Source organism: Bacillus sp. B19-2, assembly GCF_022832475.1.
Taxonomy (GTDB): domain Bacteria; phylum Bacillota; class Bacilli; order Bacillales; family Bacillaceae; genus Bacillus; species Bacillus paralicheniformis.
Map to the genome: position 1 here is coordinate 370,210 of NZ_JALHKQ010000001.1, position 24,986 is coordinate 395,195.

At 47.2% G+C, this 24,986-nt stretch carries 26 protein-coding genes, 1 tRNA gene, 1 pseudogene and 1 riboswitch; of the genes and pseudogenes, 11 read left to right on the top strand and 17 right to left on the bottom strand.

Annotation, left to right across the window (positions count from 1 at the left end):
• Positions 1 to 31: 31 nt before the first annotated feature.
• Complete coding sequence (locus MST20_RS01930; protein WP_243939728.1) at positions 32 to 2,311, bottom strand: ATP-dependent helicase; 2,280 nt, start codon at positions 2,309 to 2,311, stop codon at positions 32 to 34.
• 121 nt (positions 2,312 to 2,432) lie between these two features.
• On the opposite strand from MST20_RS01930, the gene MST20_RS01935 reads away from it, so the two are divergent.
• The gene (locus tag MST20_RS01935) at positions 2,433 to 2,690 is read left to right on the top strand and encodes a hypothetical protein (RefSeq protein WP_243939730.1); all 258 of its coding nucleotides are present in this window, start codon (positions 2,433 to 2,435) and stop codon (positions 2,688 to 2,690) included.
• A gap of 39 nt (positions 2,691 to 2,729) precedes the next feature.
• Here MST20_RS01935 and uptA read toward each other — a convergent pair whose 3' ends face one another.
• The 10 genes from uptA to MST20_RS01985 form a co-directional block, all read right to left on the bottom strand.
• The gene (gene uptA, locus MST20_RS01940) at positions 2,730 to 3,317 is read right to left on the bottom strand and encodes an undecaprenyl phosphate transporter UptA (protein ID WP_020450968.1); all 588 of its coding nucleotides are present in this window, start codon (positions 3,315 to 3,317) and stop codon (positions 2,730 to 2,732) included.
• 95 nt (positions 3,318 to 3,412) lie between these two features.
• Positions 3,413 to 4,399 (bottom strand): UDP-glucose 4-epimerase GalE, encoded by a 987-nt coding sequence (gene galE / locus MST20_RS01945; protein WP_243939732.1) that lies wholly within the window; start codon positions 4,397 to 4,399, stop codon positions 3,413 to 3,415.
• The gene (galU, locus tag MST20_RS01950) at positions 4,396 to 5,292 is read right to left on the bottom strand and encodes a UTP--glucose-1-phosphate uridylyltransferase GalU (RefSeq protein ID WP_161517787.1); all 897 of its coding nucleotides are present in this window, start codon (positions 5,290 to 5,292) and stop codon (positions 4,396 to 4,398) included. Before galU ends, galE begins: the two co-directional genes overlap by 4 nt.
• Positions 5,293 to 5,308: 16 nt before the next feature.
• Positions 5,309 to 5,704, bottom strand: a complete 396-nt coding sequence (locus tag MST20_RS01955) for a GtrA family protein (protein ID WP_243939734.1) — start codon at positions 5,702 to 5,704, stop codon at positions 5,309 to 5,311.
• 164 nt (positions 5,705 to 5,868) lie between these two features.
• Positions 5,869 to 6,288: a GNAT family N-acetyltransferase gene (locus tag MST20_RS01960; RefSeq protein ID WP_243939736.1), complete on the bottom strand. Its 420-nt coding sequence runs from the start codon at positions 6,286 to 6,288 to the stop codon at positions 5,869 to 5,871.
• Positions 6,289 to 6,297: 9 nt separating this feature from the next.
• Positions 6,298 to 6,807: a YjcG family protein gene (locus tag MST20_RS01965; protein ID WP_165426709.1), complete on the bottom strand. Its 510-nt coding sequence runs from the start codon at positions 6,805 to 6,807 to the stop codon at positions 6,298 to 6,300.
• Between the two features lie 64 nt (positions 6,808 to 6,871).
• Positions 6,872 to 7,594 carry an esterase family protein gene (locus MST20_RS01970; RefSeq protein ID WP_243939738.1) on the bottom strand — a complete coding sequence of 241 codons (723 nt, stop codon included), beginning with the start codon at positions 7,592 to 7,594 and terminating at the stop codon, positions 6,872 to 6,874.
• A gap of 111 nt (positions 7,595 to 7,705) precedes the next feature.
• Positions 7,706 to 8,161, bottom strand: coding sequence for a helix-hairpin-helix domain-containing protein (locus MST20_RS01975; protein ID WP_243939741.1), 456 nt, complete (start codon positions 8,159 to 8,161; stop codon positions 7,706 to 7,708).
• 11 nt (positions 8,162 to 8,172) lie between these two features.
• A complete protein-coding gene (locus MST20_RS01980) occupies positions 8,173 to 8,661 on the bottom strand; it encodes a DinB family protein (RefSeq protein ID WP_243939743.1) in 489 nt (162 codons plus the stop codon).
• Between the two features lie 80 nt (positions 8,662 to 8,741).
• Entirely contained in the window at positions 8,742 to 9,689 is a 948-nt protein-coding gene (locus tag MST20_RS01985; RefSeq protein ID WP_243939744.1) for a helix-turn-helix transcriptional regulator, read from the bottom strand.
• 127 nt (positions 9,690 to 9,816) lie between these two features.
• A riboswitch (SAM riboswitch) is annotated at positions 9,817 to 9,933 on the top strand.
• 65 nt (positions 9,934 to 9,998) lie between these two features.
• Between MST20_RS01985 and MST20_RS01990 the strand changes: the two genes are divergently transcribed.
• On the top strand, positions 9,999 to 11,123 hold the full coding sequence (locus tag MST20_RS01990) for a methionine biosynthesis PLP-dependent protein (protein ID WP_243939746.1): 1,125 nt from the start codon (positions 9,999 to 10,001) through the stop codon (positions 11,121 to 11,123).
• Positions 11,113 to 12,288, top strand: a complete 1,176-nt coding sequence (metC, locus tag MST20_RS01995) for a cystathionine beta-lyase (RefSeq protein WP_243939748.1) — start codon at positions 11,113 to 11,115, stop codon at positions 12,286 to 12,288. The genes MST20_RS01990 and metC overlap by 11 nt, the downstream gene beginning before the upstream one ends.
• A gap of 44 nt (positions 12,289 to 12,332) precedes the next feature.
• Here the strand turns inward: metC and MST20_RS02000 are convergent, their stop codons facing one another.
• Positions 12,333 to 13,523 (bottom strand): DUF819 family protein, encoded by a 1,191-nt coding sequence (locus tag MST20_RS02000; protein WP_243939750.1) that lies wholly within the window; start codon positions 13,521 to 13,523, stop codon positions 12,333 to 12,335.
• A gap of 168 nt (positions 13,524 to 13,691) precedes the next feature.
• Between MST20_RS02000 and MST20_RS02005 the strand changes: the two genes are divergently transcribed.
• The 4 genes and pseudogenes from MST20_RS02005 to MST20_RS02020 all read left to right on the top strand — a co-directional run bounded on the left by MST20_RS02005 (position 13,692) and on the right by MST20_RS02020 (position 16,671).
• Positions 13,692 to 14,261 (top strand): MarR family winged helix-turn-helix transcriptional regulator, encoded by a 570-nt coding sequence (locus MST20_RS02005; protein WP_243939752.1) that lies wholly within the window; start codon positions 13,692 to 13,694, stop codon positions 14,259 to 14,261.
• Positions 14,251 to 14,535, top strand: a complete 285-nt coding sequence (locus MST20_RS02010) for a hypothetical protein (RefSeq protein WP_243939753.1) — start codon at positions 14,251 to 14,253, stop codon at positions 14,533 to 14,535. Before MST20_RS02005 ends, MST20_RS02010 begins: the two co-directional genes overlap by 11 nt.
• A gap of 178 nt (positions 14,536 to 14,713) precedes the next feature.
• Positions 14,714 to 16,087, top strand: coding sequence for a serine hydrolase (locus tag MST20_RS02015; RefSeq protein ID WP_243939755.1), 1,374 nt, complete (start codon positions 14,714 to 14,716; stop codon positions 16,085 to 16,087).
• Positions 16,088 to 16,251: 164 nt separating this feature from the next.
• Positions 16,252 to 16,671, top strand: a pseudogene (locus tag MST20_RS02020) (SMI1/KNR4 family protein).
• Positions 16,672 to 16,758: 87 nt separating this feature from the next.
• On the opposite strand, the gene abnA reads toward MST20_RS02020, so the two are convergent.
• The 3 genes from abnA to MST20_RS02035 all read right to left on the bottom strand — a co-directional run bounded on the left by abnA (position 16,759) and on the right by MST20_RS02035 (position 18,678).
• The gene (gene abnA, locus MST20_RS02025; RefSeq protein ID WP_481747878.1) at positions 16,759 to 17,709 is read right to left on the bottom strand and encodes an arabinan endo-1,5-alpha-L-arabinosidase AbnA; all 951 of its coding nucleotides are present in this window, start codon (positions 17,707 to 17,709) and stop codon (positions 16,759 to 16,761) included.
• Between the two features lie 620 nt (positions 17,710 to 18,329).
• Positions 18,330 to 18,413: a putative holin-like toxin gene (locus MST20_RS02030; protein ID WP_033155145.1), complete on the bottom strand. Its 84-nt coding sequence runs from the start codon at positions 18,411 to 18,413 to the stop codon at positions 18,330 to 18,332.
• A 192-nt stretch (positions 18,414 to 18,605) separates the two neighbouring features.
• Positions 18,606 to 18,678 (bottom strand) — tRNA-Val (locus tag MST20_RS02035).
• A gap of 174 nt (positions 18,679 to 18,852) precedes the next feature.
• Here MST20_RS02035 and MST20_RS02040 point away from each other — a divergent pair.
• Positions 18,853 to 19,032 carry a hypothetical protein gene (locus MST20_RS02040; protein WP_243939756.1) on the top strand — a complete coding sequence of 60 codons (180 nt, stop codon included), beginning with the start codon at positions 18,853 to 18,855 and terminating at the stop codon, positions 19,030 to 19,032.
• Positions 19,033 to 19,066: 34 nt separating this feature from the next.
• Positions 19,067 to 19,645, top strand: a complete 579-nt coding sequence (locus MST20_RS02045) for a maltose acetyltransferase domain-containing protein (RefSeq protein ID WP_243939758.1) — start codon at positions 19,067 to 19,069, stop codon at positions 19,643 to 19,645.
• 70 nt (positions 19,646 to 19,715) lie between these two features.
• Here the strand turns inward: MST20_RS02045 and MST20_RS02050 are convergent, their stop codons facing one another.
• Positions 19,716 to 20,066, bottom strand: a complete 351-nt coding sequence (locus tag MST20_RS02050; protein WP_243939760.1) for a hypothetical protein — start codon at positions 20,064 to 20,066, stop codon at positions 19,716 to 19,718.
• 135 nt (positions 20,067 to 20,201) lie between these two features.
• The gene (locus MST20_RS02055; protein ID WP_243939762.1) at positions 20,202 to 21,092 is read right to left on the bottom strand and encodes a LysR family transcriptional regulator; all 891 of its coding nucleotides are present in this window, start codon (positions 21,090 to 21,092) and stop codon (positions 20,202 to 20,204) included.
• A 317-nt stretch (positions 21,093 to 21,409) separates the two neighbouring features.
• On the opposite strand from MST20_RS02055, the gene MST20_RS02060 reads away from it, so the two are divergent.
• A complete protein-coding gene (locus tag MST20_RS02060) occupies positions 21,410 to 23,239 on the top strand; it encodes an assimilatory sulfite reductase (NADPH) flavoprotein subunit (RefSeq protein ID WP_243939764.1) in 1,830 nt (609 codons plus the stop codon).
• A 27-nt stretch (positions 23,240 to 23,266) separates the two neighbouring features.
• Positions 23,267 to 24,985, top strand: a complete 1,719-nt coding sequence (gene cysI / locus MST20_RS02065) for an assimilatory sulfite reductase (NADPH) hemoprotein subunit (protein ID WP_243939766.1) — start codon at positions 23,267 to 23,269, stop codon at positions 24,983 to 24,985.
• The last annotated feature ends 1 nt before the right edge of the window (position 24,986 follow it).

Below are 24,986 nucleotides of genomic sequence, written 5' to 3' on the forward strand. Positions count from 1 at the left end.
GCCTTCCGATAAAAGGAGGGCACGGTGTTTTTTATTGCAGCTGGACCTGGGGATTCGGGCGTAAAACAGGCTGCAAGAACCTTGAGCGGTATGCCGTTCTGCCCCTTCTGACGGAAGGGACGCTGATATACAGGCGGTCCTCGGCCCGGGTCATGGCGACATACAGCAGCCTCCGCTCTTCTTCAAGAGCGGTTTCGTCGCCTTTTCTCGCTGTCTCCAGGGCAAAGTCATGCGGAATCGAGCCGTCCTGTACTCCCAGGATATAGACCGTTTTGAATTCAAGCCCTTTCGCACGGTGGATTGTTAAAAGCTGAACACCGTATCCGTCGGCTTTTTGCTTTTCCGCGGCTCTCATATGATCGACATGCTCAAGAAATTCGGGGATCGTTTTGAATCTTTTTGCCGCTGTTTTGAGATCCCGCAGATCGTCAGACCCTTTTTCGACCTTGTTTCCTTCGTTACCGCGCTTTTTCAAGTAATCGGAAAAGCCCATTTTTTCCTCTGCGAAAGAGATCGCTTCAACCGGTTTCATCGTTTTTAAGCCTGTGAAAAAAGGAACGATTTTTTTAATTTTATCAAGCTGAAACGGTTTGATGTCGGTCAGTTTTTCAAGCGCCTGAACCATCGTGCAATCTTCTGTAATCGAGAGCGCTTTAAGCGTATTTAAAGCGGACTGCTTGAGAAAGAGGGCGGGTAAAATCTGTTTGGCGGCTTCCGCGTCATCCTGATTTTGGCTTAAATAGAGATAAGCCAGCATCTGCCGGACGATTCTCCTGCTGTAAAACGACCGGACGCCTTGTTCAGCCGTGTACGGAATAGCCGACTGGTGCAGACGTTCAAAGATTGCGCGTCCGCTGCTGTTTGTCCGGTATAGGATGGCGAAGTCATCAGGCTTAGCACCCATTTCAATTTTTTCTTGGATATCAGAGACGATCATAATCGCTTCTTCCTCTTCATCATAAGGATAAAATAAGAGCGGTTTTTGACGGTCATCTCTCGCGGCGCTTAATGTTTTCGGAAAACGCTTTTTATTTTTCCTCACGACCATATCGGCGCTTGCCACAATCGGATGGCTCGATCTGTAATTCGTCGTGAGGCGGACCGTTTTCGCCTTCGGATAATCTTTTTCAAAATCGAGTATAAAAGAGGGGCTGCTGCCTCTGAACGCATAGATTGACTGGTCATCATCCCCGACACAGGTCAGGTTGTTTTCCGGGCTCGTCAACAGCTTGATGATGGCATACTGAACAGGGTTAATGTCCTGAAATTCGTCGATCAAAATCGCGTGAAAGCGCGTCTGATATCGTTTTAAAATGTCTGGCTCTTCTTGAAACAGCTGCCAGCATGCAGATGCCATATCGTCGAAATCGAATTGGCGCCGCGCAGCTTTTTGTTCTTCATAATGACGGTACAGCCGGTGAACCCTCTTTTCCCACTCGTCTTCCAGCGGAATCTGTTCGCCCGGAAGATAAGCGTTCTTCCAGTAGCCGATCTGCTGGATCGCCTGATCAACCGGAAAATCTTTTTCATCAAGCCCTTCTTCGGCAAGGGCCATTTTGATGTATTGTTCTTTTTGCCATTCCCATTTCAGCAGGTGCTCGCCATTCCATTTTGCCGGATCATGATGATAAAGAATTTTGTAAAAAAAGCTGTGGAAGGTGCCTGTCACGAGGCGGTTCACAGTCTGCATCGGCAATCCGTATTGCGAGGCCATCCGCTCTTTCATTTCTTTCACGGCTTTTGTCGTGAATGTGACGAGCAAAATCGCAGAAGGCGGGATATCGAGCCGGGCTATCATATAAGCCGCCCGCGCGGTTAAGACCCGCGTTTTTCCGCTTCCCGCGCCGGCCAGAACGAGAAGGGGTTCTTCGGGGGCCGTCACGGCGGCAAGCTGTTTTTCATTCAGCGGCACATTCGGAAAGACCGGTTCCGGAGCCGTTTCTTCCGCTGGGGAGAAAGGAGAATGGATGGAAGCTTCGCGAGGCGGCGTCCAGAAGTCCGCGTCCGCCTTCTTTTCCTCTTCGATCGCTTTGCCTTTCGGAAGACGGAACACGCCGCTTTCTGTATAGTCGTTCTGTCTGGTCTGCTCTGTCTTCTCGCTTAAGCAAGCTGCCTCACATTGAGAAAAATCCCCGGTTTCCCGGTGGAAAAAATGCGGTTCTTCATGAATCGACAATTTCAGTCTGAGCGGCAAGCCGCAATGTTTACACGTGATTCTGTCTTTTCTTGCTTCATCAAAGAGGAATTGCAGGTGTTCTCTCGAATATGTATGTATATGAATGTCTCGGTTATTGAATCGGGCGCATTTCAAAAAGAGGTCCTCCAATTAATGGGTAGTCGTCTAGTGTCATGAGACAACGTCTATCATATCAAATGAAAACCGTTTAAAACAGTAGATTTTTGGGAATTAAAGCTGATGAGGAGGAGATCGAATGGGATATTTGCCGCCTGTCCATCATGATCAATATACACAGTACGTCAATCGCAGCATCAGCCAAAAATCGAACTATGCGCATATACAAAAAATCACCAATATCCCAAGCGAGCGCGCCTACCGCGAAGTCGAAAAAAGAGAGGAAAACCAGACTGCGGCTTTTAGGCGGGTCTTGGAAAAGAAGCGAAAAAAAACGCTGAACCGCCGTGTTGCGGAAAAGGCGGAAAGCGGACGCTACGTTAACGAGTCCGTTTGAAAGATGAAACAAACCCCGGCTTTTATACCGGGGTTTTCGTTATTTTTTGCGCAGTTTTTTGAGTCCGAAATACAGAATAATCATAGCGGCCGCTCCGATCATAATCGGAGTCGTGTACGTTCTCGCCACATTTTCAACATGATCCCACCGGCTGCCGAGCTGTATGCCGAGGTAGACGAATAGTATCGACCACGGTATGATGGCCAGCACGGTCAGACCCGTGAATTTTAAAATCGGCATTTTCGCAATTCCTGCCGGAATGGAGATGGCGTGCCTGACCACGGGAATGAAGCGGGCGGAAAAGACAACGCCTCCGCCGTATTTCTCAAACCATTTTTCGGCCGTTTGAATGTGATGCTTTTGGATCAATAAGTACTTTCCGTATTTGTATAAAAACGGCCTTCCGCCGTAATAGCCGATCCAGTATAAAAACAATTGAGCAATCGTTCCCCCGATGACGCCGGCGATCACGGCCCCTGTCATCGTAATGGAGCCGCTTGACACCAAGTATCCGCCGTAGGCCAGTACGATTTCACTCGGGATGATTTCGATCATTAAACCGATCGCAATGCCGAAATAGCCAAGATCGGTCAGCCACATTAAAATATCATTCACTATGCTTCCCATTTTCGTTTTTTCTCCCTGCTTTTGATTTCATCAGCCGAACGTTGGAGCAGCTGCCGGGATGTTTCCCTGCCGCCCGCGCGGGAAACAAGCAAATCTCAAAAACCGTCCGGATGCGCCCTGTGCCATTGCCACGCGCTTTGAATAATGGTTTGTAAATCGCTGTATCGCGGCTTCCATCCGGTATCTTCCATCAGTGTCCGGCTGTCCGCCACAAGCACTGGCGGATCCCCCGCTCTGCGCTCGTCCGTTTTTGCTGCAATGCTTCGCTCTGTCATGTTTTCCGCGGTTTCAATGATTTCTTTTACGGAATGTCCGGCCCCTGTCCCTACATTATAAACATTTTGCTTCAGTCTGTCTTCATATAACCCGTCAAGGGCCGCCAGGTGGGCGGAAGCCAGATCAAGGACGTGAATATAATCCCTGATGCATGTTCCGTCCGGCGTCGGATAATCATCTCCGAAAATTGACAGCTGCTTTCGCTGTCTCAAAGCCGTCTGCAGGACGAGGGGAATGAGATGGCTTTCAGGATCGTGATCCTCGCCGATCGCTCCGTTTAAAGCGGCGCCGGCCGCGTTGAAGTAGCGGAGGGCTGCCCATTTGATACCGTGCGTTTTCCCGACCCAGTGCAAGTATTTTTCGATCATCAGCTTCGATTCCCCGTATGGATTGACAGGGGAGAGGAGGGCTGTCTCTTTGATCGGGACTTTTTCCGGGATGCCATATACGGCGGCGGTCGACGAAAAGACGATGTTTTTGACGCCTTCCTTGATGACCGTTTCGAAGAATGCACAAGACTTGAGCGTGTTTTCCTTAAAGTAGAGTTCAGGCTTTTCGATCGATTCGGACACAAGGCTTTTGGCGGCGAAATGGATGACAGCATCAACATCATGATGTTTGATGATGGCTTTGATAAGTGCCGCATCACCGATATCGCCTTCGTAAAAGCTGCCCCCGCTGACAGCTTCCCTGTGTCCGGTGGATAAATTGTCAAGCACGACGACGGAGCGGTTTTGCTTTGTTAATTCGAGTACGGTGTGGCTGCCGATGTATCCGGCTCCTCCTGTAACGAGTACGGATGTCATTGCCATGCTCCTTTCTGCGCTTCTTTTTTTAAGACGCTTTCCAGATAGGCGAGCAGTTTTGGCCGCATCTCGTCCCGCATAAGAGCGATTTCCGTGCTCGCTTTAAAACTGCCCAGCTTGTCTCCGATATCAAAGCGGCTTCCTTCCAATTTGCGCGCATACATGCTTTGTTCCCGGCAGATTTCCCTTAGTGCGTCAGTCAGCTGAATTTCATTTCCCGCACCGCGCTTTGTTTGTTCGAGCACGGGGAAAATCGATGGCCTCAGCACATAGCGGCCCATGACCGCGATATTTGAAGGGGCTTCTTTGACAGACGGCTTTTCAACAAGATCGTCAATTTGATACACTTTGTTCTTTTGCGCGGACGTCTGAATGATGCCGTATTTGCTGACGTCCGCCGGATCGACTGGCTGAACGCCGATGACTTCCGTCTGATATTCTTCAAATACTTCAAGCAGCTGCCGAAGCGCCGGCGTTTCTGACACCATGATGTCGTCGCCGAGCAAAACGGCAAACGGCTCATCACCGATGAAATGCTTGGCCGATAACACCGCATGTCCGAGACCGAGGGGCTCCTTTTGTCGGATATAATGAATATTCGCCATATCGGCGATGTCGCGTATTTCTTTTAACACATCGTTTTTTCCTTTGGCGAACAGGTTTTGCTCCAGTTCAACAGAGCGGTCAAAATGGTCTTCAATCGAACGTTTATTTCTTCCTGTAATGATAAGGATGTCTTCTATTCCTGACTGGACAGCTTCTTCCACGATATATTGTATGGCCGGTTTATCGACAATCGGCAGCATTTCTTTCGGCTGCGCTTTTGTTGCCGGCAAAAATCTTGTACCCAATCCGGCTGCTGGGATGACTGCTTTTTTTACTTTCATGGTTATTCACTCCTTGTCTTTTTTATGAATCTGTTCCGGGTTCTTGAAACACCCATAGCCTGTTTCCGATAAAGTTGATCGCCATTCCTGCGACTGTTGCGGACATTTTGCTGACAAAAAGGGACAGGCCGGCTTTTTGAAATATATACAGAAGGACAAATGTAGCGCCTGCTGCTGCAAGATTGATCATGATAAACCGGATGATCTCCGCGCCATGCGCTTTTTCCTTTACTTGAAACGTCCACGTCCGATTCCAGATATAGCTGTTTGCCACGCCTGCCGAATAGGAAAACAACTGTGCGGCCAGGTAGGGGACGTGGAGCGACGTAAGGAGGAAAAACACGGCGAAATCAACGAGTGTGTTTCCGGCTCCGACTACCCCGAAACGGGCGAGTGTGGTGATGTTGTTTTTGTTCATAACGGCATTCGGCTGTTACCTCCCGTCTATTTTGTGCAGGGCTTCGTAAAAGCTTAGAAACAACTTTAATAGACAATGTTGAATAAACGATAAACAAAAGATGAACAAACTATGAAATGTTTTCTGAGGAAAAGAAAAACCGTTCCGCTTTTTAAGCGGAACGGTTACTTTTTGACCATTTTGACATGGGGGATATTCGCATCTAAAAATTCTTCAGACACGACTTTATAGCCGTGTTTTTCGTAAAAGGGAACAGCCTGTGTCTGTGCGTTCAGCATGAATTGAACCGCACCTTGCTTGGCGGCTTCCTCTTCAAGCGCCTGAATGATCAGGTTGCCGACGCCGAGGGAGCGGTGGCTTTTCAGCACACAGATTCGTTCAAGTTTGCCGTAGCCGTCGACAAGCCGCAGCCGGCCAGCGCCAATCGGCTCTTTTCCGTCATAGATGACGAGATGTGAAGATTCCTGGTCGAGATGATCCATTTCTTCTTCCGGTGATACGTACTGCTCCTTGATAAAGACTTCCTTTCTAACAAAGAAGGCGTCTTCAAGCTGTTGTTGATTCTTCACAATGACGGCTTCCACTGGCTTTCTTCACGCTCCTAAAATAAAAGTTTCATAGACGGTCCATGATCCGTTGTCCAATTGGTAAAGCAGGTGAAAGCGGTCGATGACTTCTTCGTGTGACGCGTCTCTCATTTTCAGCGTGCCGAGGACGTCGGAATGCTCATCATCTGACAGCTTTTGTGCGACTGTGACATGGGGAACAAACGCGTATTCGGGTTTGTCTTCCAAAACTCCGCTGTACATTTTTTCATGAAGCTGCGTCAATTCTTCTGTCGGTTCGGCTTTCATATAGATGACATGATTGACGGGGGCAAAGGAACTGAATTTTGTAATCTTCAGCGTGATGGGTTTCAGCTCTTTTGAAAGCTCCCTCAGGTGTCTTACGACGCCCGCGATCTCGTCTTCAGACGCTTCAAAAGGTGTTCTTAATGTAAGGTGGGGCGGAATTAAAGCGTAATTAGGGTCATAGCGTTTTCGGTAGGAATTTGCAATGTCCTGAAGTTTTTTTGATGGAAATAGCACAATACCGTATTTCATTTTGTTCCCTCCTTAAACAATTGATATGGTTTAGTATATCAAAGATGAGCCGATATACAGAGAGCTACAGCATTTTTTTTAAAGCGGGGGTGATGAGCGGCTGCCAGTACGTCCACTTGTGATCCCCGTCGAAAGCTTTGAAATCGTAGTTTGTCTGCTTTTCTTCAAGTAATTCTTTTAATTGCTCATTTGGACCTGTGAAGTCCAAAATTTGATCATCTGTCGTTTTGACGGCGGTTTCCTTCTCTCCGATTTGGTGGCAAATTGAAATAAGCTGCAGGGAATCGGACTGTTTCACTTTATCGAGAACATGGCGGTCGACATAAGGTGACTGCATGATGACGTTCCCGAACATATTCGGATAGTCAAGCGCCGTCATGAGAGAAACCGTTCCTCCGAGCGAATCCCCGATCAGCGTTCTGCCTGATCCGACTTGGTATGTCGGATACTCTCTGTCGGTGAAAGGGACGAGTTCATTTGCCAAAAAACGTTTATACGCTTCGAATTTTGACCCTTCCGGATGGTATGTAAGCCTTCTCTCCTGGACGTTTTTGTACGGAATGCCGATGATGATGCTTCTTTCGATTTCACCGTTCGCCAGCAGTTCTTCCACCTGTCTGCTGATGCGCCCGAACCGGAAATAGTCATGTCCATCCTGTGCGATGATCACATGATATTTGTAAAGCGGCGAGAAGGATGACGGCAAATAGACGAGAAGCTCCATTTCCTCGCCGAGCTCTTCCGAAAAAAGCTTCTTCTCCTGAATGACTCCTGTTTTCATAGCCAAGGTGAATTCCTCCAGAAATAATGTTTGTGAACGTTTCCATTCATTTTAACACGAAATTCTCTTGTGAAAGAAGCGAAAAGGGCTGCCGAACTGTTCGGCAGCCGTGTTTTTTTATGATCGTTTTTTTTCGTACCAGGGCGTTGACGGTCTATCCGGAGGGTATCCGTAGCGCTCACGGTACTTTTTTCTTTCCGCTGTGAAATCCCACCAGCTTTTGTCGCTTTCGGGATCGTTGGCATAATGGACGATGCAGCGCAGCGCATCTTCTGCACAAGGGTCTTCCCAGTAGCCTTTCAGTTTTTCCAGGCGGATGATCAAATCCGCACCTGATTCATGCTTGATGTCGCCGAGGGAATAGTAGCCTAAGTCAACGGCGCACTGCGCCATTTTCGGCCCGATGGAAGGAACCGTTTGAAACTGGGCGAGCGCCTTGATGTATGCGGCGCGCTCCAAAGACGAACCGAGTGCATGTGCAAGGACGGACAGATCCATATATGCCGTGTTTTTTATTTTCACCTTGGCTGTCCTTAAGTTTGACCGTTCTTTTTTTGTCAGAGGCAGCTGCATATGAACACCTTTTAAAGATACAGATCGAACATGTTGACGTCATATCCGAGCTGTTTTAAATAATTAAACAGCTGGGCCCTGTGATGGAAGACGTGGGTGAGCGTTTCCGTCAGCCAGCGGCTTTGGGTCATCCCTTCATCGAGGTAAAACGGCTTTGTTTTTTTCGTCAAAAACTCCTCGTCGGAGAGGGAAGTCATATACGTTTGAAAAGCGGCGAATCCTTTCTGCATCGCTTCAGCCATTTGGTCAGCAGACTGTAATGCACTATACTTCTTTTCAATCCGGGAGATGGCGGCCTCTTCCTTTTCCTGCATGATGGCCAAGTCGGCTTCTGGGATGGCCGTCAGATGGCTTGCCAGTTCTTTCAGGCTTCGCATGCGGTCGGCGGGCCGGTAAGACCAGTCAGATTCCTTCACTTTTTTCAGAAGATGACACGTGGAGCGGACGCCTGTCTCCATTTCGTGGAACAAATCGCTCCGCAGGACTTGAACTTGATTCATTTGCTTCATCCTTTCCATTTGGCTTTATTCTAAAAGTATCACCTAATCCTGACAGGCTTTGTCACGTTTCTTTAAAAAAGTCAGTCGTACCTTGCTAAAATGTCAGAAGCCTTTCGTTTCAGCTGAAGCTTGATTTCCGCGGGTTCTTTGACCGTTGCCTCAGTGCCGAGGTTCCACAAAAGGTCTCCGAAATACTTAAGTTCTGACCTGGGGAGGTTTGCATCGATAACCCCCGTTCCGTCATCCCGCATGGTGAGGACCTTGAATAAATCCACATCAGCCGCAGCCCGCCTGGCTCCTCTGCGTGTCAGTTCCGCTTGCAGCCGCACCGGTTCAAGGCACTCGATCTCCGAATGTTTGATCCAGCTGAGAACCGATCGATAGGGAAGCTGGCGGGCCAGCGGGCTGGCCGCTTTTTCCGCCCGAAAGATGCGGTCGGCGCGGAACAGTCTGAACGCCTGCCTTTTAAAGCAATAGGCCGGACAGTACCAGAAGCCGTTCCAGCTGAACAAGCCGATGGGCTGGATGGATCTCTCCGCGCAATCGTCTGTTCCGTCATAAACGACCGTCAAAACGGATTGATTGATGGCTGCGTCAAGAAGTGTTTCTAAATGTTCGGCGGCTTTTGGACGATGCGGATTCCAGAACACGATTCTGTCTTTCATCGCATCAATCCGCTCCTGTGTTTCCGAGGGAAGGTGGCGGTAGAACTTTTTTAAAACCATCCGTGTTTCCGCATCAAAGGGAAGCGATCCGAAAAACTGCAGAGATTGATACGCGAAAAACATAGCCGCCGCCTCTGATTGTGTAAAAAAGAGCGGCGGAAGCACAGGTTCATTCAGCAAATAATAGCCTCCGTTCGCACCTGTTTCAGAATAGATCGGGACGCCGAGCGCGCTCAGCTCGTTCAGATCGCGGAGAATCGTGCGGTAGGAAACCCCGAATTCAGCAGCGAGCTCCCCGGCCGTAAATTTTTGTTTTGTATGAATGGTCATCATCAATTCGATTAATCGCTCTGTTTTTGGCATCTGATTCCTCCGGTTCCGTCATTTGGTTTCATCATACCATGTTCAATATGAGGAAAGATTTAAAAATGGCCCTTGAAAAATGTCTTGACTTAGGTTAAAGTAAAGAACAATCAGAAAATTTAAGAGATTCTTATCACGAGAGGTGGAGGGACTGGCCCTTTGAAACCTCAGCAACCGGTCTGCACTGACGATGTCAGTGTACCAAGGTGCTAAATCCAGCAAGCAGATGCTTGGAAGATAAGAAGAAGCGCATAATCCCCCTTCTTCTTATGAAGAAGGGGTTTTTTATTTTTAAAAGGATGGTGTCATATGACTGAACATGTACAAACAACGCTGGCGCAAATCGGCAACCGCAGTGATGAAATAACCGGAACTGTCAATCCTCCCGTTTATTTCTCTTCTGCGTACAGACACAAAGGAATCGGGGAATCCACAGGCTTTGATTACATTCGCACAAAAAATCCGACAAGACAGCTTGTTGAAGATGCAATCGCGAAACTCGAAAGGGGAACGCGCGGCTTTGCGTTCAGTTCCGGTATGGCTGCCATTCAGACGATCATGGCTCTGTTTCAAAGCGGGGATGAACTCATCGTTTCATCCGATTTATACGGGGGAACGTACCGCCTTTTTGAAAACGAATGGAAGAAATACGGACTGCGCTTTTTCTACGACGATTTTTCAGACGAAGACTGTATCAAGTCGAAAATCACGAACAATACAAAGGCACTGTTTGTAGAAACGCCGACAAATCCGCTCATGCAGGAAGCCGATATTCAAAAAATCGCGCAAATCGCCAAAGAGCACGACTTGCTGCTCATTGTCGACAATACGTTCTATACACCGGTTCTGCAAAGGCCGATTGAGCTCGGCGCTGATCTTGTCATTCACAGCGCGACGAAGTATTTGGGCGGTCATAACGATCTTTTGGCGGGGCTTGTCGTCGCAAAAGGCGAAGAGCTGTCTGAGGAAATGTTCCAGCACCAAAACGCCATCGGCGCGGTTTTATCGCCGTTCGATTCGTGGCTCTTAATGAGAGGGATGAAGACGCTCGCTCTCAGGATGAGACAGCATCAGGAAAACGCACAGGAACTCGCGGCCTTTTTGGAAGAGCAGGAGGAAATTGCCGATGTTCTTTATCCGGGAAAAGGCGGCATGCTGTCATTCCGCGTTCAGAAAGAAGAATGGGTCAATCCGTTTCTGAAAAATCTCAAGACGATCTGTTTCGCCGAAAGCCTCGGCGGAGTCGAAAGCTTCATCACCTACCCGGCGACACAGACCCATATGGATATTCCGGAAGACATCCGAATTGCAAACGGCGTCTGCAACAGACTTCTGCGCTTTTCAGTCGGAATCGAACACGTCTCAGATTTAAAGCAGGATCTCAAAACTGCGCTGGAAAAAGTGAAAGGGGAGGCGGTTTCGCATGAGTCATGAAAACTGGACGCTTGAAACAAGGCTTGTTCATAACCAAAATAAAACGGACGGAGCAACCGGAGCCGTCAGCGTGCCGATCCAGCACGCCTCAACCTTTCATCAAGGTTCTTTTGACAAATTCGGCGAATATGACTACAGCCGGTCAGGCACACCGACAAGAACGGCGCTTGAAGACACGATAGCCGAGCTTGAGGGAGGGACGAGGGGATTTGCTTTTTCATCCGGAATGGCCGCGATTTCCACCGCCTTTCTGCTTTTGTCAAAGGGCGATCACGTGCTCGTCACAAAAGATGTGTACGGCGGCACTTACCGGATGATTACGGAAGTGCTGAGCCGCTTCGGGATTGAACATACTTTCGTCGATATGACGGATTTAAATGAAATTGCTTTAAACATAAAGGAAAACACAAAAGTCATCTACCTTGAAACACCGTCAAATCCGACGCTCGGCATTACGGATATCAGAGGGGTCGTCAAGCTTGCCAAGGCGCACGGCTGTCTGACGTTTCTTGACAACACGTTCATGACCCCGGCGCTGCAGCGACCTCTTGAGCTCGGCGTCGATGTTGTGCTACACAGCGCGACGAAGTTTTTAAGCGGACACAGCGACGTCTTATCAGGCCTTGCCGTCGTGAAAGACAAAAAGCTCGGGGAAGAACTTTATAAACTGCAAAATTCGTTCGGCGCTGTTCTCGGCGTCCAAGACTGCTGGCTTGTGCTGAGAGGGCTGAAGACACTGCAGGTTCGGCTTGAAAAAGCATCGCGAACGGCTCAGCAGCTCGCTGAATTTTTTGAAAAGCATCCGGCCGTCAAACAAGTGTATTATCCGGGGCTGTCTTCGCATCCTGGTGCATCCGTTCACAGGCACCAGTCATACGGCGCCGGCGCTGTCCTTTCATTCGAACTGGAGAATGCAGAAGCCGTGAAAAAGGTTGTGGAACGCGTCTCTCTTCCGGTCTTTGCCGTCAGTCTCGGCGCTGTGGAATCGATCCTTTCTTATCCGGCGAAAATGTCTCACGCCGCCATGCCGAAAGAAGAGCGGGAAAAACGGGGGATTACCGACGGCCTTTTGCGGCTGAGCGTCGGTGTGGAACATGCCGATGATTTGCAGGCCGATTTTGCCCGTGCATTGGAAGCTGTATCCGGAGCGCTCGCCCGATCATAAAAGAAGCCGCAGACTCTTCAGGGAATCTGCGGCTTTTTTTGCGTTTAAATCAGGGTGGAAAACCATGTGCCCAAGAGGGTGCCGACATAATTGCCGATCAGATATCCGAACGTCCCGACCAGCATTACCGGAGCAACGAGGCCCTGCCAACCTTTGGCAATCGCCATCGCCGCCGCTGTTGTCGGACCGCCGACAGACGCATTGCAGGCCAAGAGGATTTCCTCGAGCCGAAAACGAAACAGCTTTCCGGCGACGAGCGATACGAGCAGGTTGGACATGGCAACCACAAACACAAATGCAAGGAGGAGCGGGGCGTTCATGAGAATGATCCGCAAGTCTGCCGGAATGCCGATGACGACAAAGAATAGGTAAATCAAATAAGTCCCGATTTCCTGTGTGCCGCGCAGCCGTTCAAAATAGCGGGGGAAGGCGATTGTCAGCAAAATTGTCAGCGTCGTCAGCAGCAGGAACTGGTCGCCCAAGACAAAGGCAAGAAACTGAAACCCGTCGTCAGAAGAAAAATGCTCTTTGAAAAAGGCCGCTGCTTTTACAGACACAACAACGATCGCAAAGGCGGTTCCGATGTTTAAAGAAATGTCCTGCAAGGACATCTCTTTTCTTTTCCAATAGGCTTCCGCCTGATTTTTGCGGCCGGCCGCCTCTTCAGGGACGCCAAAGCGTTTTTGAAACCATTTAAGCGCCGGTATCCCCATTAAAATGAAAAAAAGAAGTGCCATCATAAAATGATCTGCAACCACCGTCGATGATACATACTCACCGGGAGTTGAGAACTTCGCGGCCATCGCTGCAAAATTCACGCCTCCGCCGATATAAGAGGCACTGATCATCCCGCCGATTTTCTCAAGGTGCGGAATCTGCTGCTTAAACAGAAAAAAAGCAATCACGCTTCCGGCCGCAGTGCCCAGGGCGCTGATGCAAAACATCATCAAAAGCCTGCCGCTTTCTTTCAGGATCTTCCGCACATTGATTTGAAAAAGCAGCAAAGGTATCGCAAGCGGAACAACATAGGACCACACCGCATCATAGACGGGCGACTCGGCCGGAAGAATCCCCGCATTCGTAAACAGCATCGATCCGCCCAGCGCCAGTACAGCCCCCGATACGGCCGCAGCCCAGCGATACCGCTGCTCCAAATAAATACTCACCGCCGCCCACACCGCAATAAACCCCCAAAGCACCCATGCATCATCCGCTGAAATGAGTGAAGAATTCATAAAAACCCCCTGTTTCCGATTAGTATTTTGAATTATCTGATAATTAAATAGTGTAAAGCGGAATGCCCAATTGATCAATCATAAAAATAGTCAACATGTTGACAATTTTACGGAAAGAGGGTATTGTACATTTGTCAGCATGTTGACTATATTCGGAGGAGAGAACAAATGGATATCAACAGCTTAATCAACGAATTACATTTGATGCAGCAAAGCTATGCGACATTGTTTTCAGTTGTCAATAAGGTGCAAACCCGAGGTGATGAATACATGGAAATATTAACTTCCAGGCAACATATGGCACTCATCGCCATCGCGCATTTGCCGACTGAAACTGCCACGCTTACGAATATCTCCAAAAAGCTTGGCACAACCAAACAGACCGCCAACAAGCTGATGACAGGTCTGATCAAAAAAGGCTATATCAAATCAGTGCCAAGTCAAAAAGACAAACGCTCCATTAATATTGAAATGACCGCTGAAGGAAAGAAAGCGCTGGTGGATTGTTCCGAAAGGTCCGTCTATTTCTTGGCCGACTTGTTTCAGCAGTTTACAACCGAAGAGGTTGCGACATTTTGGCGGCTGCTGCAAAAGCTTTACCGTTTTGACGGTGAAGAACAAGACGGTTTTGAGGAGAATGCAAACATTCAGCTTGGCGTGGGAAACCTATTAGATACAGAAAAGATTCTCGGAGAATTAGAGAAACGCCGCTATGGAGGAGAAAATGATGAAAAATAATCTGTATGCAAAGGTAACTATTTTTAAAATCAAGGTAAAGAAGAAGCTCTATCATGCAAAAGATAAATTCCTGCAGACAAAGGAAACAATTCGCCGCGGCGCAAAGTTAGACAGGACAGGACCCTTTTTCTCAAGCTGCATTGCTCTGATCATCATCGGATATTCCTGGGGGACAAATGCGGAATGGCTCGTCTGGTTAGGGGCGGCAAGTCTTTTGAGCAACGTTTCATTGCTGTTTGCAACATTTTTTCGCCGCAATCAAAAGTCCATTTGACATTCATTTGTGCTGGGGCTAATGGCTCGCACTGTAGAACAATGAGTGACTTGCGAAAAGGATGTTGAAACTTATTAGAATGGTAGAACAGTGATTTCAAAGACAAGAAGCAGTCTTGTCTTTTTTTTAGTTGAAACCTCTTATTTCCATATGCGTATAAAGAAAGGGAGGTGGAAAAATGAAACAGAAAAAAAGAGAACAACTTGTTAACCTGTTTAGTGTGTTAAATGAAAAAAATCAGATCAACGCGGCGGTATTAGTCGCTGAAGACGGAGACATTCTTTATCAAGGCGCCTTCGGTTATGCAAACTTGGCAGATAAGCGTTTATTGCAGGAGCACTCCTTATTTGAATTAGCATCGCTATCCAAGCCGTTCACTGCTTTGGGCATCCTTCAATTAGCACAGCAAGGGGCATTGAATATTGAGGATCCCGTAGAACGATGGATAACCGGATTTCCTTATCAGGGCATAACGATTCACGATTTGTTGACACATACGTCGGGTCTGCCCGATTATATGGAGTGGTTTTTACAACATTGGGATCATAACAAGATTGCTGTTAATCAAGATATCGTTGATATGCTGGTGAATCATCAGCCGCAACGCTATTTTGCCCCGGGTGAAGGCTGGCTGTACAGCAATACGGGATATGTGCTGCTTGCGGTTATCATTGAAAAGGCATCCGGTTTGAGCTTTGCCGAATACATGAAAAAAAGCATCTTTGAACCGGTGGAAATGCGGAACTCAAGGGTGTATAACAGAAGGCTTCAACCTGAAACCATTGAGAACTATGCGTATGGATATGTGTATGACGTGTATACAGAACAGTACGTTCTGCCCGATGACCTTGAAGAAACAAAATATGTCTCCTATCTTGACGGGATTCAGGGGGACGGAACCGTAAATTCAACCATTCATGACTTATATTTGTTTGACCAAGCCTTATATACAGATTGTTTGATCAATCAAGTTTCAAAAGAGCTTGCCTTTTCTCCCGCGTCTCTGAAAAACGGAGAGTCTGTAGATTACGGATGTGGATGGGTGCTTCGGGACAGTCCTGAAACAGGGCGAATTGTCGGTCACAGCGGCGGCTGGCCAGGCTATTCAACCGTAATGATCCGATATATTGATCAACGAAAAACCTTCATTTATTTGAGCAATGTGGAACAGGATGATGAATATGAACAGGCCATCTTTGAAGCCGTTGAAAATATCCTGTTTGACAAGGACTACAAAACCCCTGACCGCCCCGCCGATAAAAAGAAAAAAGAGATCGATCCGGCCATTTACAAAAGATATGTCGGAAGTTATTCACTTCAGGATGGCACCGTCGCTGATGTGACAGTTGATAAGGAACGGCTTTATATGCAAATCACCGGACAGATCCGTTTTGAATTATTTCCAGCCTCGGAAACGCGCTTTTTCCTCAGGTTATTGTCTGTTGAAGTGGAATTTATTTTGGAGAATGGTGTGGTAACCCGCTTGATTATTTATCAAAATGGCGCAGAGGAAGAAGCGGTGCGGATAGTGGAATCAAACAGCAAGGTATGAACGTTGTTTGGCGGCCTGGCTCTGCTGTCTGCCAGGAAGAAAATTAACCGTTGGAAGGTTGATTATGCAATTTGGGGATATCAGCCCGGCTAAATTTCTTGATGAGCATCAATCGGATATTCATAGTAAAGGTGCACCATCTATAAGGCTGTCTAAGGCTGTTCATGAGGCTGAACAAACTTAATTTTATAAAAAATAGTCATCATGAGTTTTATGAGTTAAAAGAAAACGATCTAAGAAAAGCGGAAGATAGACTTGGTTTTCTATTTCCTAAAGAACTCAGAGAATTTTATTTATAAGAGGAAATAGTGCAATAAACAGATTTTTAGATCCCGCTACGATCGCAGATATCACTTTAAGGGAAGATATTTACGAATTTGACCCTGATTTAGATGATATATATGAAGATGAAGACAAGCTTGTTTTTTATGAGGTAAATGAAGGTGTATATTTAACGCTTGATTTAAATGATACCGATAAGTCATCGGTATTCTTTTTTTGATAAAAAAATAGCTGACTCTCTAGAGGGATTTATTAAAAAAGTTGATCAAAATGATCGATACTTTGAAGATATGGAAGATTGAACATTTTTTTGGATGGAGTTCTTGCAAAGCTGGACTGCTAAAATAACAGAAAAAACCGAGCAGAAAAATATCTGCTCGGTTTAAAAACTAATACCTCGGCCAGCCTTTGGAATCCCAGTATAAATCATTAATCAGCAGCTTAGGCGCTCCATTGTCAAGCGCATCATAACCATGTCTGACGATGATGCTGCCGTTCACGATATCCGCGCCGCCCGGGCCCTTCCAGCGGTCGTTTCCGGAATCGAGGATTGTGCCTCCGCCTTCCGTCATTTTCTTGCCGCTTTTGTCATAGTAAGGTCCTGTGATTTTTGTCGAGCGGCCGTAAGCGGTTTTGTACGTGCTGTTCACACCTTGGCAGCATTTATCGAACGAAACGAATAAATAATAGTAGCCGTTTTTATATGTAATAGACGGCGCTTCAACCGCTCCGCCATGGCTCGGCCTTGATGCGATGGAATAAATCTTCCCTGTAGGTTTCATCGTGTTTTTATCAAGCTTTGTCAACTTGATGCCGCTCCAAAATGAGCCGAAGGAAAGCCACGGATTTCCTTCTTTATCAATGACTAAATCAGGGTCGATCGCATTATAATCGTTCGCAGGCGTCGTCCGGATAACAAGCCCGTCGTCGCGCCATTTTCCGGAAGAGAGTCGGTCTGTTGAAGCGAATCCGATCGCGGAAGTATTCGAGCCGAACGCGGATACCGCATAATAAAGCCAGTAGCGTCCATTATAATAGCTGATATCAGGCGCCCATTGGTTTTCTTCATGGTTTGGCACGTACTGTTTCCACCATGATAATGGAGTTGCAAATATGCTTGGCATTGCGCTCCACGTTTTTCCGTCTGTCGATTTAATGACGCGGATTCCATTGCCAATTCCAGTGCCGAATGTATACCATGTATTTCCTTCTTTAATCATGGAAGGATCATGAATAATGTTGTCTCCTTTTGTATCCCAGAAAGCCGCCGATGTTGGTTCAGCTCCCGAAAAAATAAGCAGAAAAAATAAAATAAAACCAGAAATAATAGTCTTAGCCACAGTTGTTCTCCTTTCAAATGTCGATATCCTTTAACAATCGGCCCTCCCTTTTGAGAAATATTTCCCAACAACACGAACTTTATTTTAGCAGGGGTTCGGTCTCTCTCAATCAGACAAAGGACTTGTTTTCTAGTCCTGAAATAAAGCGGAAAACCCAGAAAACATCCATGTTTAAAAAACAATCAAACAAAAGTCATTTTTTCGTCTGAATGTAAAAGAGTTGGAGGAGATTAATTCGACTTACTTTGGATTATTTTGGATGTTGTGAATTATGAAAAAATAATGTGGTTGTTCAAAAGCGTTGGAAGAAGAAGCACGGTTTACCCTCGAATATTTTCATTTATCCCGAGAGGTGAATGACACTATTAGTTGATTTAGTGGGTTGAAATTGGTAATATGAATTTGAAGATAGACTGTCAAAATCATAAAAAGACCACAGGTGCGTCATCAACGTATCGCTCAAACGTTCAGGTGTATTTTTTAAAAAGAAATGCATAAAATAAAAAAGACCCGACTGCGCCAACAGTCGAGTCGCGTGTACAAAGCGGCCCAACAAGGGCTTGGCTCAGTCATTTTAAAATAGACTTTCCCTATGAACTTTACCAGGGCTCAAGGGAAGTCTATTTTTCTTTCTTCGACAACACGGCAATTAACATGCCGAAAGCAATCATTAACGAGATTGTTTCGTATGCTGTCATAAGCATCACCCCCTTTCATAGGGGATGAGCCAACTTCCCTTGAGTGAGCCCGAACTTTGTACAAAGAATATTTTACCATAACTCTTTCAAACCCTGAGGCTGTTTTTTGATGTTGAGGCGGGATAGAGGAGAATTGAATAAAACGAAACACAAAAACGGCAGGAACTCCATTGGAAATCCTGCCGTTTCGATTTGGTATGATTCCGACTGGGCTCGAACCAGCGACCTCTACCCTGTCAAGGTAGCGCTCTCCCAGCTGAGCTACGGAATCATGGTATGTAACACTGGGTATTTGTTTTGCTGACAAGTTCTATTATATGCAGATTAGATGGATTCGTCAACAGTTTTTCGATTTTTTTTTTGAGAACTGGGAAAAAGTCTTGCAGTACGCCGCGCGTTATGAAAATATTGTCTTATATAGAAGTCAAAAGGGAGCAGGAATTGGATGGATCTGATACTTAAAAGTGTTGATAGTATTTTAATCGTATTTTTAGCAATCTTTTTTATGTGGAAATTCGTTTATGAAATTAAACATGAGAAGCGGAAGGCTGTTATTTTGCTTTTGCTGCTCATCAATGTCTACTTTATTGTAAAAGTGCTCAATCTAGTGTTGCAATTGATGTAGCCAATATAAAATGCAGTCAAGGAGACCAAAACCAATGAAAACAGAAAAGCAAAAAATGCTGGACGGAGAGCTTTATCATGCTTCTGATCCGGTGCTGTGCCATGACAGACTCAGGGCGCGCAAACTTACGAATGAATTCAACCATTCGAACGGAATCGACGACACTAAAAGGACCAAGCTGATTAAAGAGCTGTTTGGTTCAACAGGGGAAACGCTCCACATCGAACCGGTGTTTCGCTGTGATTACGGCTTTAATATACATGTCGGGGAAAATTTCTTCGCCAATTTTGACTGTGTTTTCCTCGATGTATGCGAAATCCGGATAGGCGATCATTGTATGCTCGGACCGGGTGTTAATATTTATACGGCTACCCATCCGCTCGATCCGTCCGAAAGGATAAGCGGTGCGGAGTACGGGATACCTGTCATCATCGGACGGAACGTCTGGATTGGCGGCAGCGCGGTCATCAATCCCGGCGTCAAGGTCGGCGACAATGCAGTGATCGCTTCCGGAGCCGTCGTGACAAAAGATGTCCCGGACAATGCCATCGTCGGCGGAAATCCGGCGAAGATCATCAAATACGTTGATAGCAATAACACCAATTCGATGTGATTGGTGTTTTTATTTTAGACCGGAGATATAAAATGTCCGCGGAAGCCGTTTCCTCCCGCGGATTTAAGTGCTATCGGGTGACCGTAATATTGTTGATGACCAGCTGTCCCAATGAATTGAGATACGAAAATGTCGCTTTGCCTGGGCTGACGGCTTTTACGTACACGCGGTCCGAGGTGACGCTGACGGTAATGGCGCTGCCGCTGTAGGAGACGTTCGAAATGCCGACGTATTGATCTTCCTGTCCGACTTTCATCGGCCTGTTGATAACGATCGCCTGAGGGGCAATGACAGATACGTGAGAAGAGAGACTTTCAGTTTTAGAGAGTTCCTGGGCTTGTACATGCATGGGACTTCCCGAAACAGCAAGCATACCCGCCAGTAATGATGAAGCAACTAAACTTTTACCTAACCATTTCATAACCATCATCTCTTTTCCTATGTGATAGTTCCAGGATATGGTATGATCAGCCGGCAGTCAATCGTTTCCAGTGATGATTCATACATTGGACAAACGAAAACAAACATTTCGTGAAGCGGCAGGAAGAACGGTTCATCATCCCGAAGCCGTTCTTTTGTTCAAAGCGTTAATGAAGGTTTTCACATTTTTCTTGTCCTGCATGACGGGTGAATATATATATGAAAGCGTCCTGTTAAAGGTTTGATTTTTCAGCCGGAGCACGGAAAGGTTTCCATGCTGCACATCTCTTTCAATGACGCTTTTAGATAAAAGAGACAGTCCGATGCCTGTCATGAGCGTTTCTTTGATCCCCTGATTGCTGCTGATCGTCAGAAACGACTTCACTTTCAAACCGTTTGAACGGATGACATGGTTTAAGTATTCGCGTGTGCCTGAGCCGACTTCGCGCGTTACCCACGTTTGATTTTGCAGATCGGCCATTGTCACATCCTGTTTGACCGCAAGCGGGTGATCGCTTGAAGCTGCGATAAACAATTCGTCCTGCATAAAGGCGTGGACAGAAAGCTCTTTTTCATTTGTCTGTCCTTCGATCAAGCCGATGTCCACTTTGTACAGGCGGACAGACTGCACGATTTCTTCCGTGTTTCCAATGACGGCCTTGAGTTCGAGCTCAGGATATTCTTTTTGTAGGTCGAACAAGAGAGATGGCAAAATGTATTCGCCGATTGTGAAGCTTGCGCCGATTTTCAGCTCGCCTTTGATCGAGTTGTGGTGATCGAGAATGTCCTGCCGCGTTTGTTCATAGATAGTGATCATTTGTTTGGCGCGATCGTATAAAATTTCACCGGTCGGCGTGATTTTCAAATATTTCGGAGAGCGTTCAAATAATTTTGTCTGGAACTCTTTTTCAAGATTTTTAATGTGCATGCTCACGCTCGGCTGCGACATGAGAAGAAGCTCGGCCGTTTTCGTGAAATTTTTGACTTCTGCAAGGGTAACGAATGTCTTCAGCGCATCATAATGCACACGAATCTCTCCTTTATTAAAAATCTTAATAGCTGTGATAATTAATATATATTTTACTAATGTTGAGTATTCCAGTAAACTTTAAATTAGAATATTTTTTAGGAATGTTTAGTTTGAAGCAGGCTGACGCCGAGCGGCAAAAGGGACGTGATGAGTGAGCGCTTACAATATTTCTTTGCAGCAAAGCCGTGATCGACAGATGTTTTGCGTCAATAAAACCGATTTGATTTATAGGAATAGTGGATATATGATGAATGTAATCCTTTTCCGTTTCAAACAAGTCATAATTTTTTTATTCCTTAGTGAGGTGGATATCGTTGCAACTTCAGGTAATGAACAGTCCTTTTAATCAGGAGCAGGCAGAGCTCCTCAACCGCCTTCTGCCAACTTTGACGGCATCGCAAAAAGCCTGGCTGAGCGGTTATCTGGCGGCTGTGCAAACCGCCGATGCCGCGGCAGCGCTTGAAACATTGCCGGCGGAAGCTCCGGCTGCAAGCCCGGCCCAGCCTGTTTCCAGAGAAGTGACCATTTTATTCGGATCGCAGACAGGAAATGCACAGGGACTTGCTGAAAACGCGGCTAAGACGCTTACAGAACGGGGCTTTCAAGTCACCGTCTCTGCAATGAGTGATTTTAAGCCGAACCAATTGAAAAAATTAAAAAATCTTCTCATCGTCGTCAGCACGCACGGAGAAGGGGATCCGCCGGACAACGCGCTGTCATTCCATGAATTTCTCCACGGCAGACGGGCTCCGAAGCTCGATGATCTCCGTTTTTCTGTACTGGCTCTTGGCGACACGTCGTATGAATTTTTCTGCCAGACCGGAAAAGAGTTCGATCAGCGGCTTGGTGAGCTTGGGGGCACAAGGCTCCATCCGCGCGTCGATTGCGATCTCGATTATGATGAGCCGGCTGCAGCATGGCTTGACGGTGTCATCTCAAGCTTAAACGAAGGACAGGAACAGGGCGCAAGCTCAGCACCCGCTCAAACGGCAGCACCGCAAGCCGCAGGAGGAGAAACGGTATATTCGAGAAAAAATCCGTTCAGAGCGGAAGTGCTGGAAAATTTGAATTTAAACGGCCGCGGATCAAATAAAGAAACGCGCCACCTTGAATTATCGCTCGAAGGCTCAGGCTTGACTTATGAACCTGGCGATGCGCTCGGCATTTTTCCGGAAAATGACCCGGAACTCGTCGACATGCTGCTGGCCGAGCTGAAATGGGATCCGAATGCTACCATCACTGTTGATCAAGGAGAAAACCTTTCCCTGAAAGAAGCGTTGACTTCTTACTATGAAATTACGGTACTGACAAAAAAATTCATTCAGCAGGCGGCAGAACTCATTGAAAATGAAAAACTGCGCGAGCTTGCCGCTCAGGAAAACGTGGATCAATTAAAAGCGTACATCGCAGGCCGCGACCTGATTGATTTTGTTCAGGATTTCGGCCCGATTGCAGCAGCTCCGCAGGAATTTGTTTCGATTCTTCGAAAAATTCCGCCGCGTCTTTATTCGATCGCATCGAGCTTCGCTGCAAATCCGGATGAAGTGCATTTGACGATCGGCGCTGTCCGCTACAATACGCACGGCAGAGACCGAAAAGGGGTCTGCTCGGTTTTATGTGCTGAACGCCTTCAGCCTGGCGACACGCTGCCTGTTTTTATTCAGCCGAATAAAAGCTTTAAGCTGCCGGAAAATCCGGAGGCTCCGATTATCATGGTCGGTCCGGGCACAGGTGTTGCGCCGTTTCGGTCATTTATGCAGGAGCGCGAAGAAACCGGGGCATCGGGGAAATCGTGGATGTTCTTCGGCGATCAGCATTTCGTCACCGATTTCTTATATCAGACAGAATGGCAAAAGTGGCTGAGTGACGGCGTGCTGACAAAAATGGATGTCGCGTTCTCGCGGGATACGGAAGAAAAAGTGTATGTACAGCACCGCATGCTTGAGCACAGCAAAGAACTGTTTGAGTGGCTTGAAGAAGGAGCGGCTTTCTACGTTTGCGGCGACAAGAACAACATGGCCAAAGATGTTCAGAACGCATTGCTTGAAATTATCGAAAAAGAAGGCGGCAAAAGCCGTGAGGAAGCTGAAGCCTATCTGGCAGAAATGAAAAAGCAAAAACGTTATCAGCGCGATGTATACTGATTTTGATTGAAAGGGGACTTTTTCAACATGGGGAACGAAATATTAAAAGCGCCTGAAGGCCCGCCGAGCGATGTAGAACGCATTAAGAAAGAAAGCAACTATTTGCGCGGTACCCTGAAGGAATCGATGCTTGAGCCGCTTTCAGCCGGAATTTCCGATGACGACAACCGTCTGATGAAGCATCACGGCAGCTACTTGCAGGATGACCGCGATCTCCGGAATGAGCGTCAAAAGCAAAAGCTTGAGCCGGCGTATCAGTTCATGCTGCGCGTCCGGATGCCGGGCGGTGTCGCAACGCCTGAGCAATGGCTTGTCATGGATGAGCTTGCCCGGACATACGGAAACGGCACATTGAAGCTGACAACCCGGGAAACCTTCCAAATGCACGGGATTTTAAAATGGAACATGAAAAAAACGATTCAGTCGATCCATTCAGCCATGCTGGATACGATTGCAGCATGCGGCGATGTTAACCGGAACGTCATGTGCGTTTCCAATCCGTATCAATCAGAAATCCACAGAGAAGTGTATGAATGGTCGAAAAAACTGAGTGATGACCTGCTGCCCCGCACACGGGCATATCATGAAATCTGGCTTGATGAAGAAAAAGTGGCCGGCACGCCTGATGCGGAAGAACTCGAACCGATGTACGGACCGCTGTATCTGCCGCGGAAATTCAAAATCGGCATCGCCGTTCCGCCGTCAAATGATATTGACGTATTTTCCCAGGATCTCGGGTTTATCGCGATTGTCGAGGATGATGAACTCATCGGCTTCAACGTCGCGATCGGCGGCGGCATGGGCATGACCCACGGGGACAAAGCAACGTATCCGCAGCTTGCCAAAGTCATCGGCTTCTGCAAGCCTGATCAGTTATACGATGTCGCCGAAAAAACGATTACGATCCAGCGGGACTACGGAAACCGCTCGGTTCGCAAAAATGCCCGCTTCAAGTACACAATTGACCGCCTCGGCTTGGAAACGGTCAAAAACGAGCTGGAAAACCGCCTCGGCTGGAGCCTCCCTGAAGCAAGGCCGTATCATTTCGAACATAACGGCGACCGCTACGGCTGGGTAAAGGGTGTAAAAGGAAGATGGCACTTTACAATGTTTATTGAGGGCGGCCGTGTCACTGATTATGATGATTACAAGCTGATGACCGGCTTAAGGGAAATTGCCAAAGTTCATACCGGCGATATCCGCCTCACAGCCAATCAAAACTTGATCATTGCCAATGTCACAAGCCAAAAGAAGAAAAAGATCAGCGAGCTGATCGAACAGTTTGGTTTGACTGACGGCAGGCATTATACAGCGCTCCGCCGCAGCTCGATCGCATGCGTCGCACTGCCGACGTGCGGATTGGCGATGGCCGAAGCGGAACGGTATTTGCCAAAGCTGATTGATAAAATTGATGAAATCATTGAAGAAAACGGCTTGAAGAATGAAGAGATTACGATCCGCATGACAGGATGCCCGAACGGCTGCGCCCGCCATGCGCTCGGCGAAATCGGCTTCATCGGAAAAGCCCCGGGCAAGTACAACATGTACCTCGGCGCCGCTTTTGACGGCAGCCGTCTGAGCAAAATGTACCGGGAAAATATCGGTGAAGAAGAAATTTTAAAAGAACTTCGCGACATTCTTCCGCGCTATGCGAAAGAACGCCATGAAGGAGAACATTTCGGAGATTTCGTCATCCGCGCCGGAATTGTTAAAGAAACGACGGACGGAACGAATTTCCATGATTGAT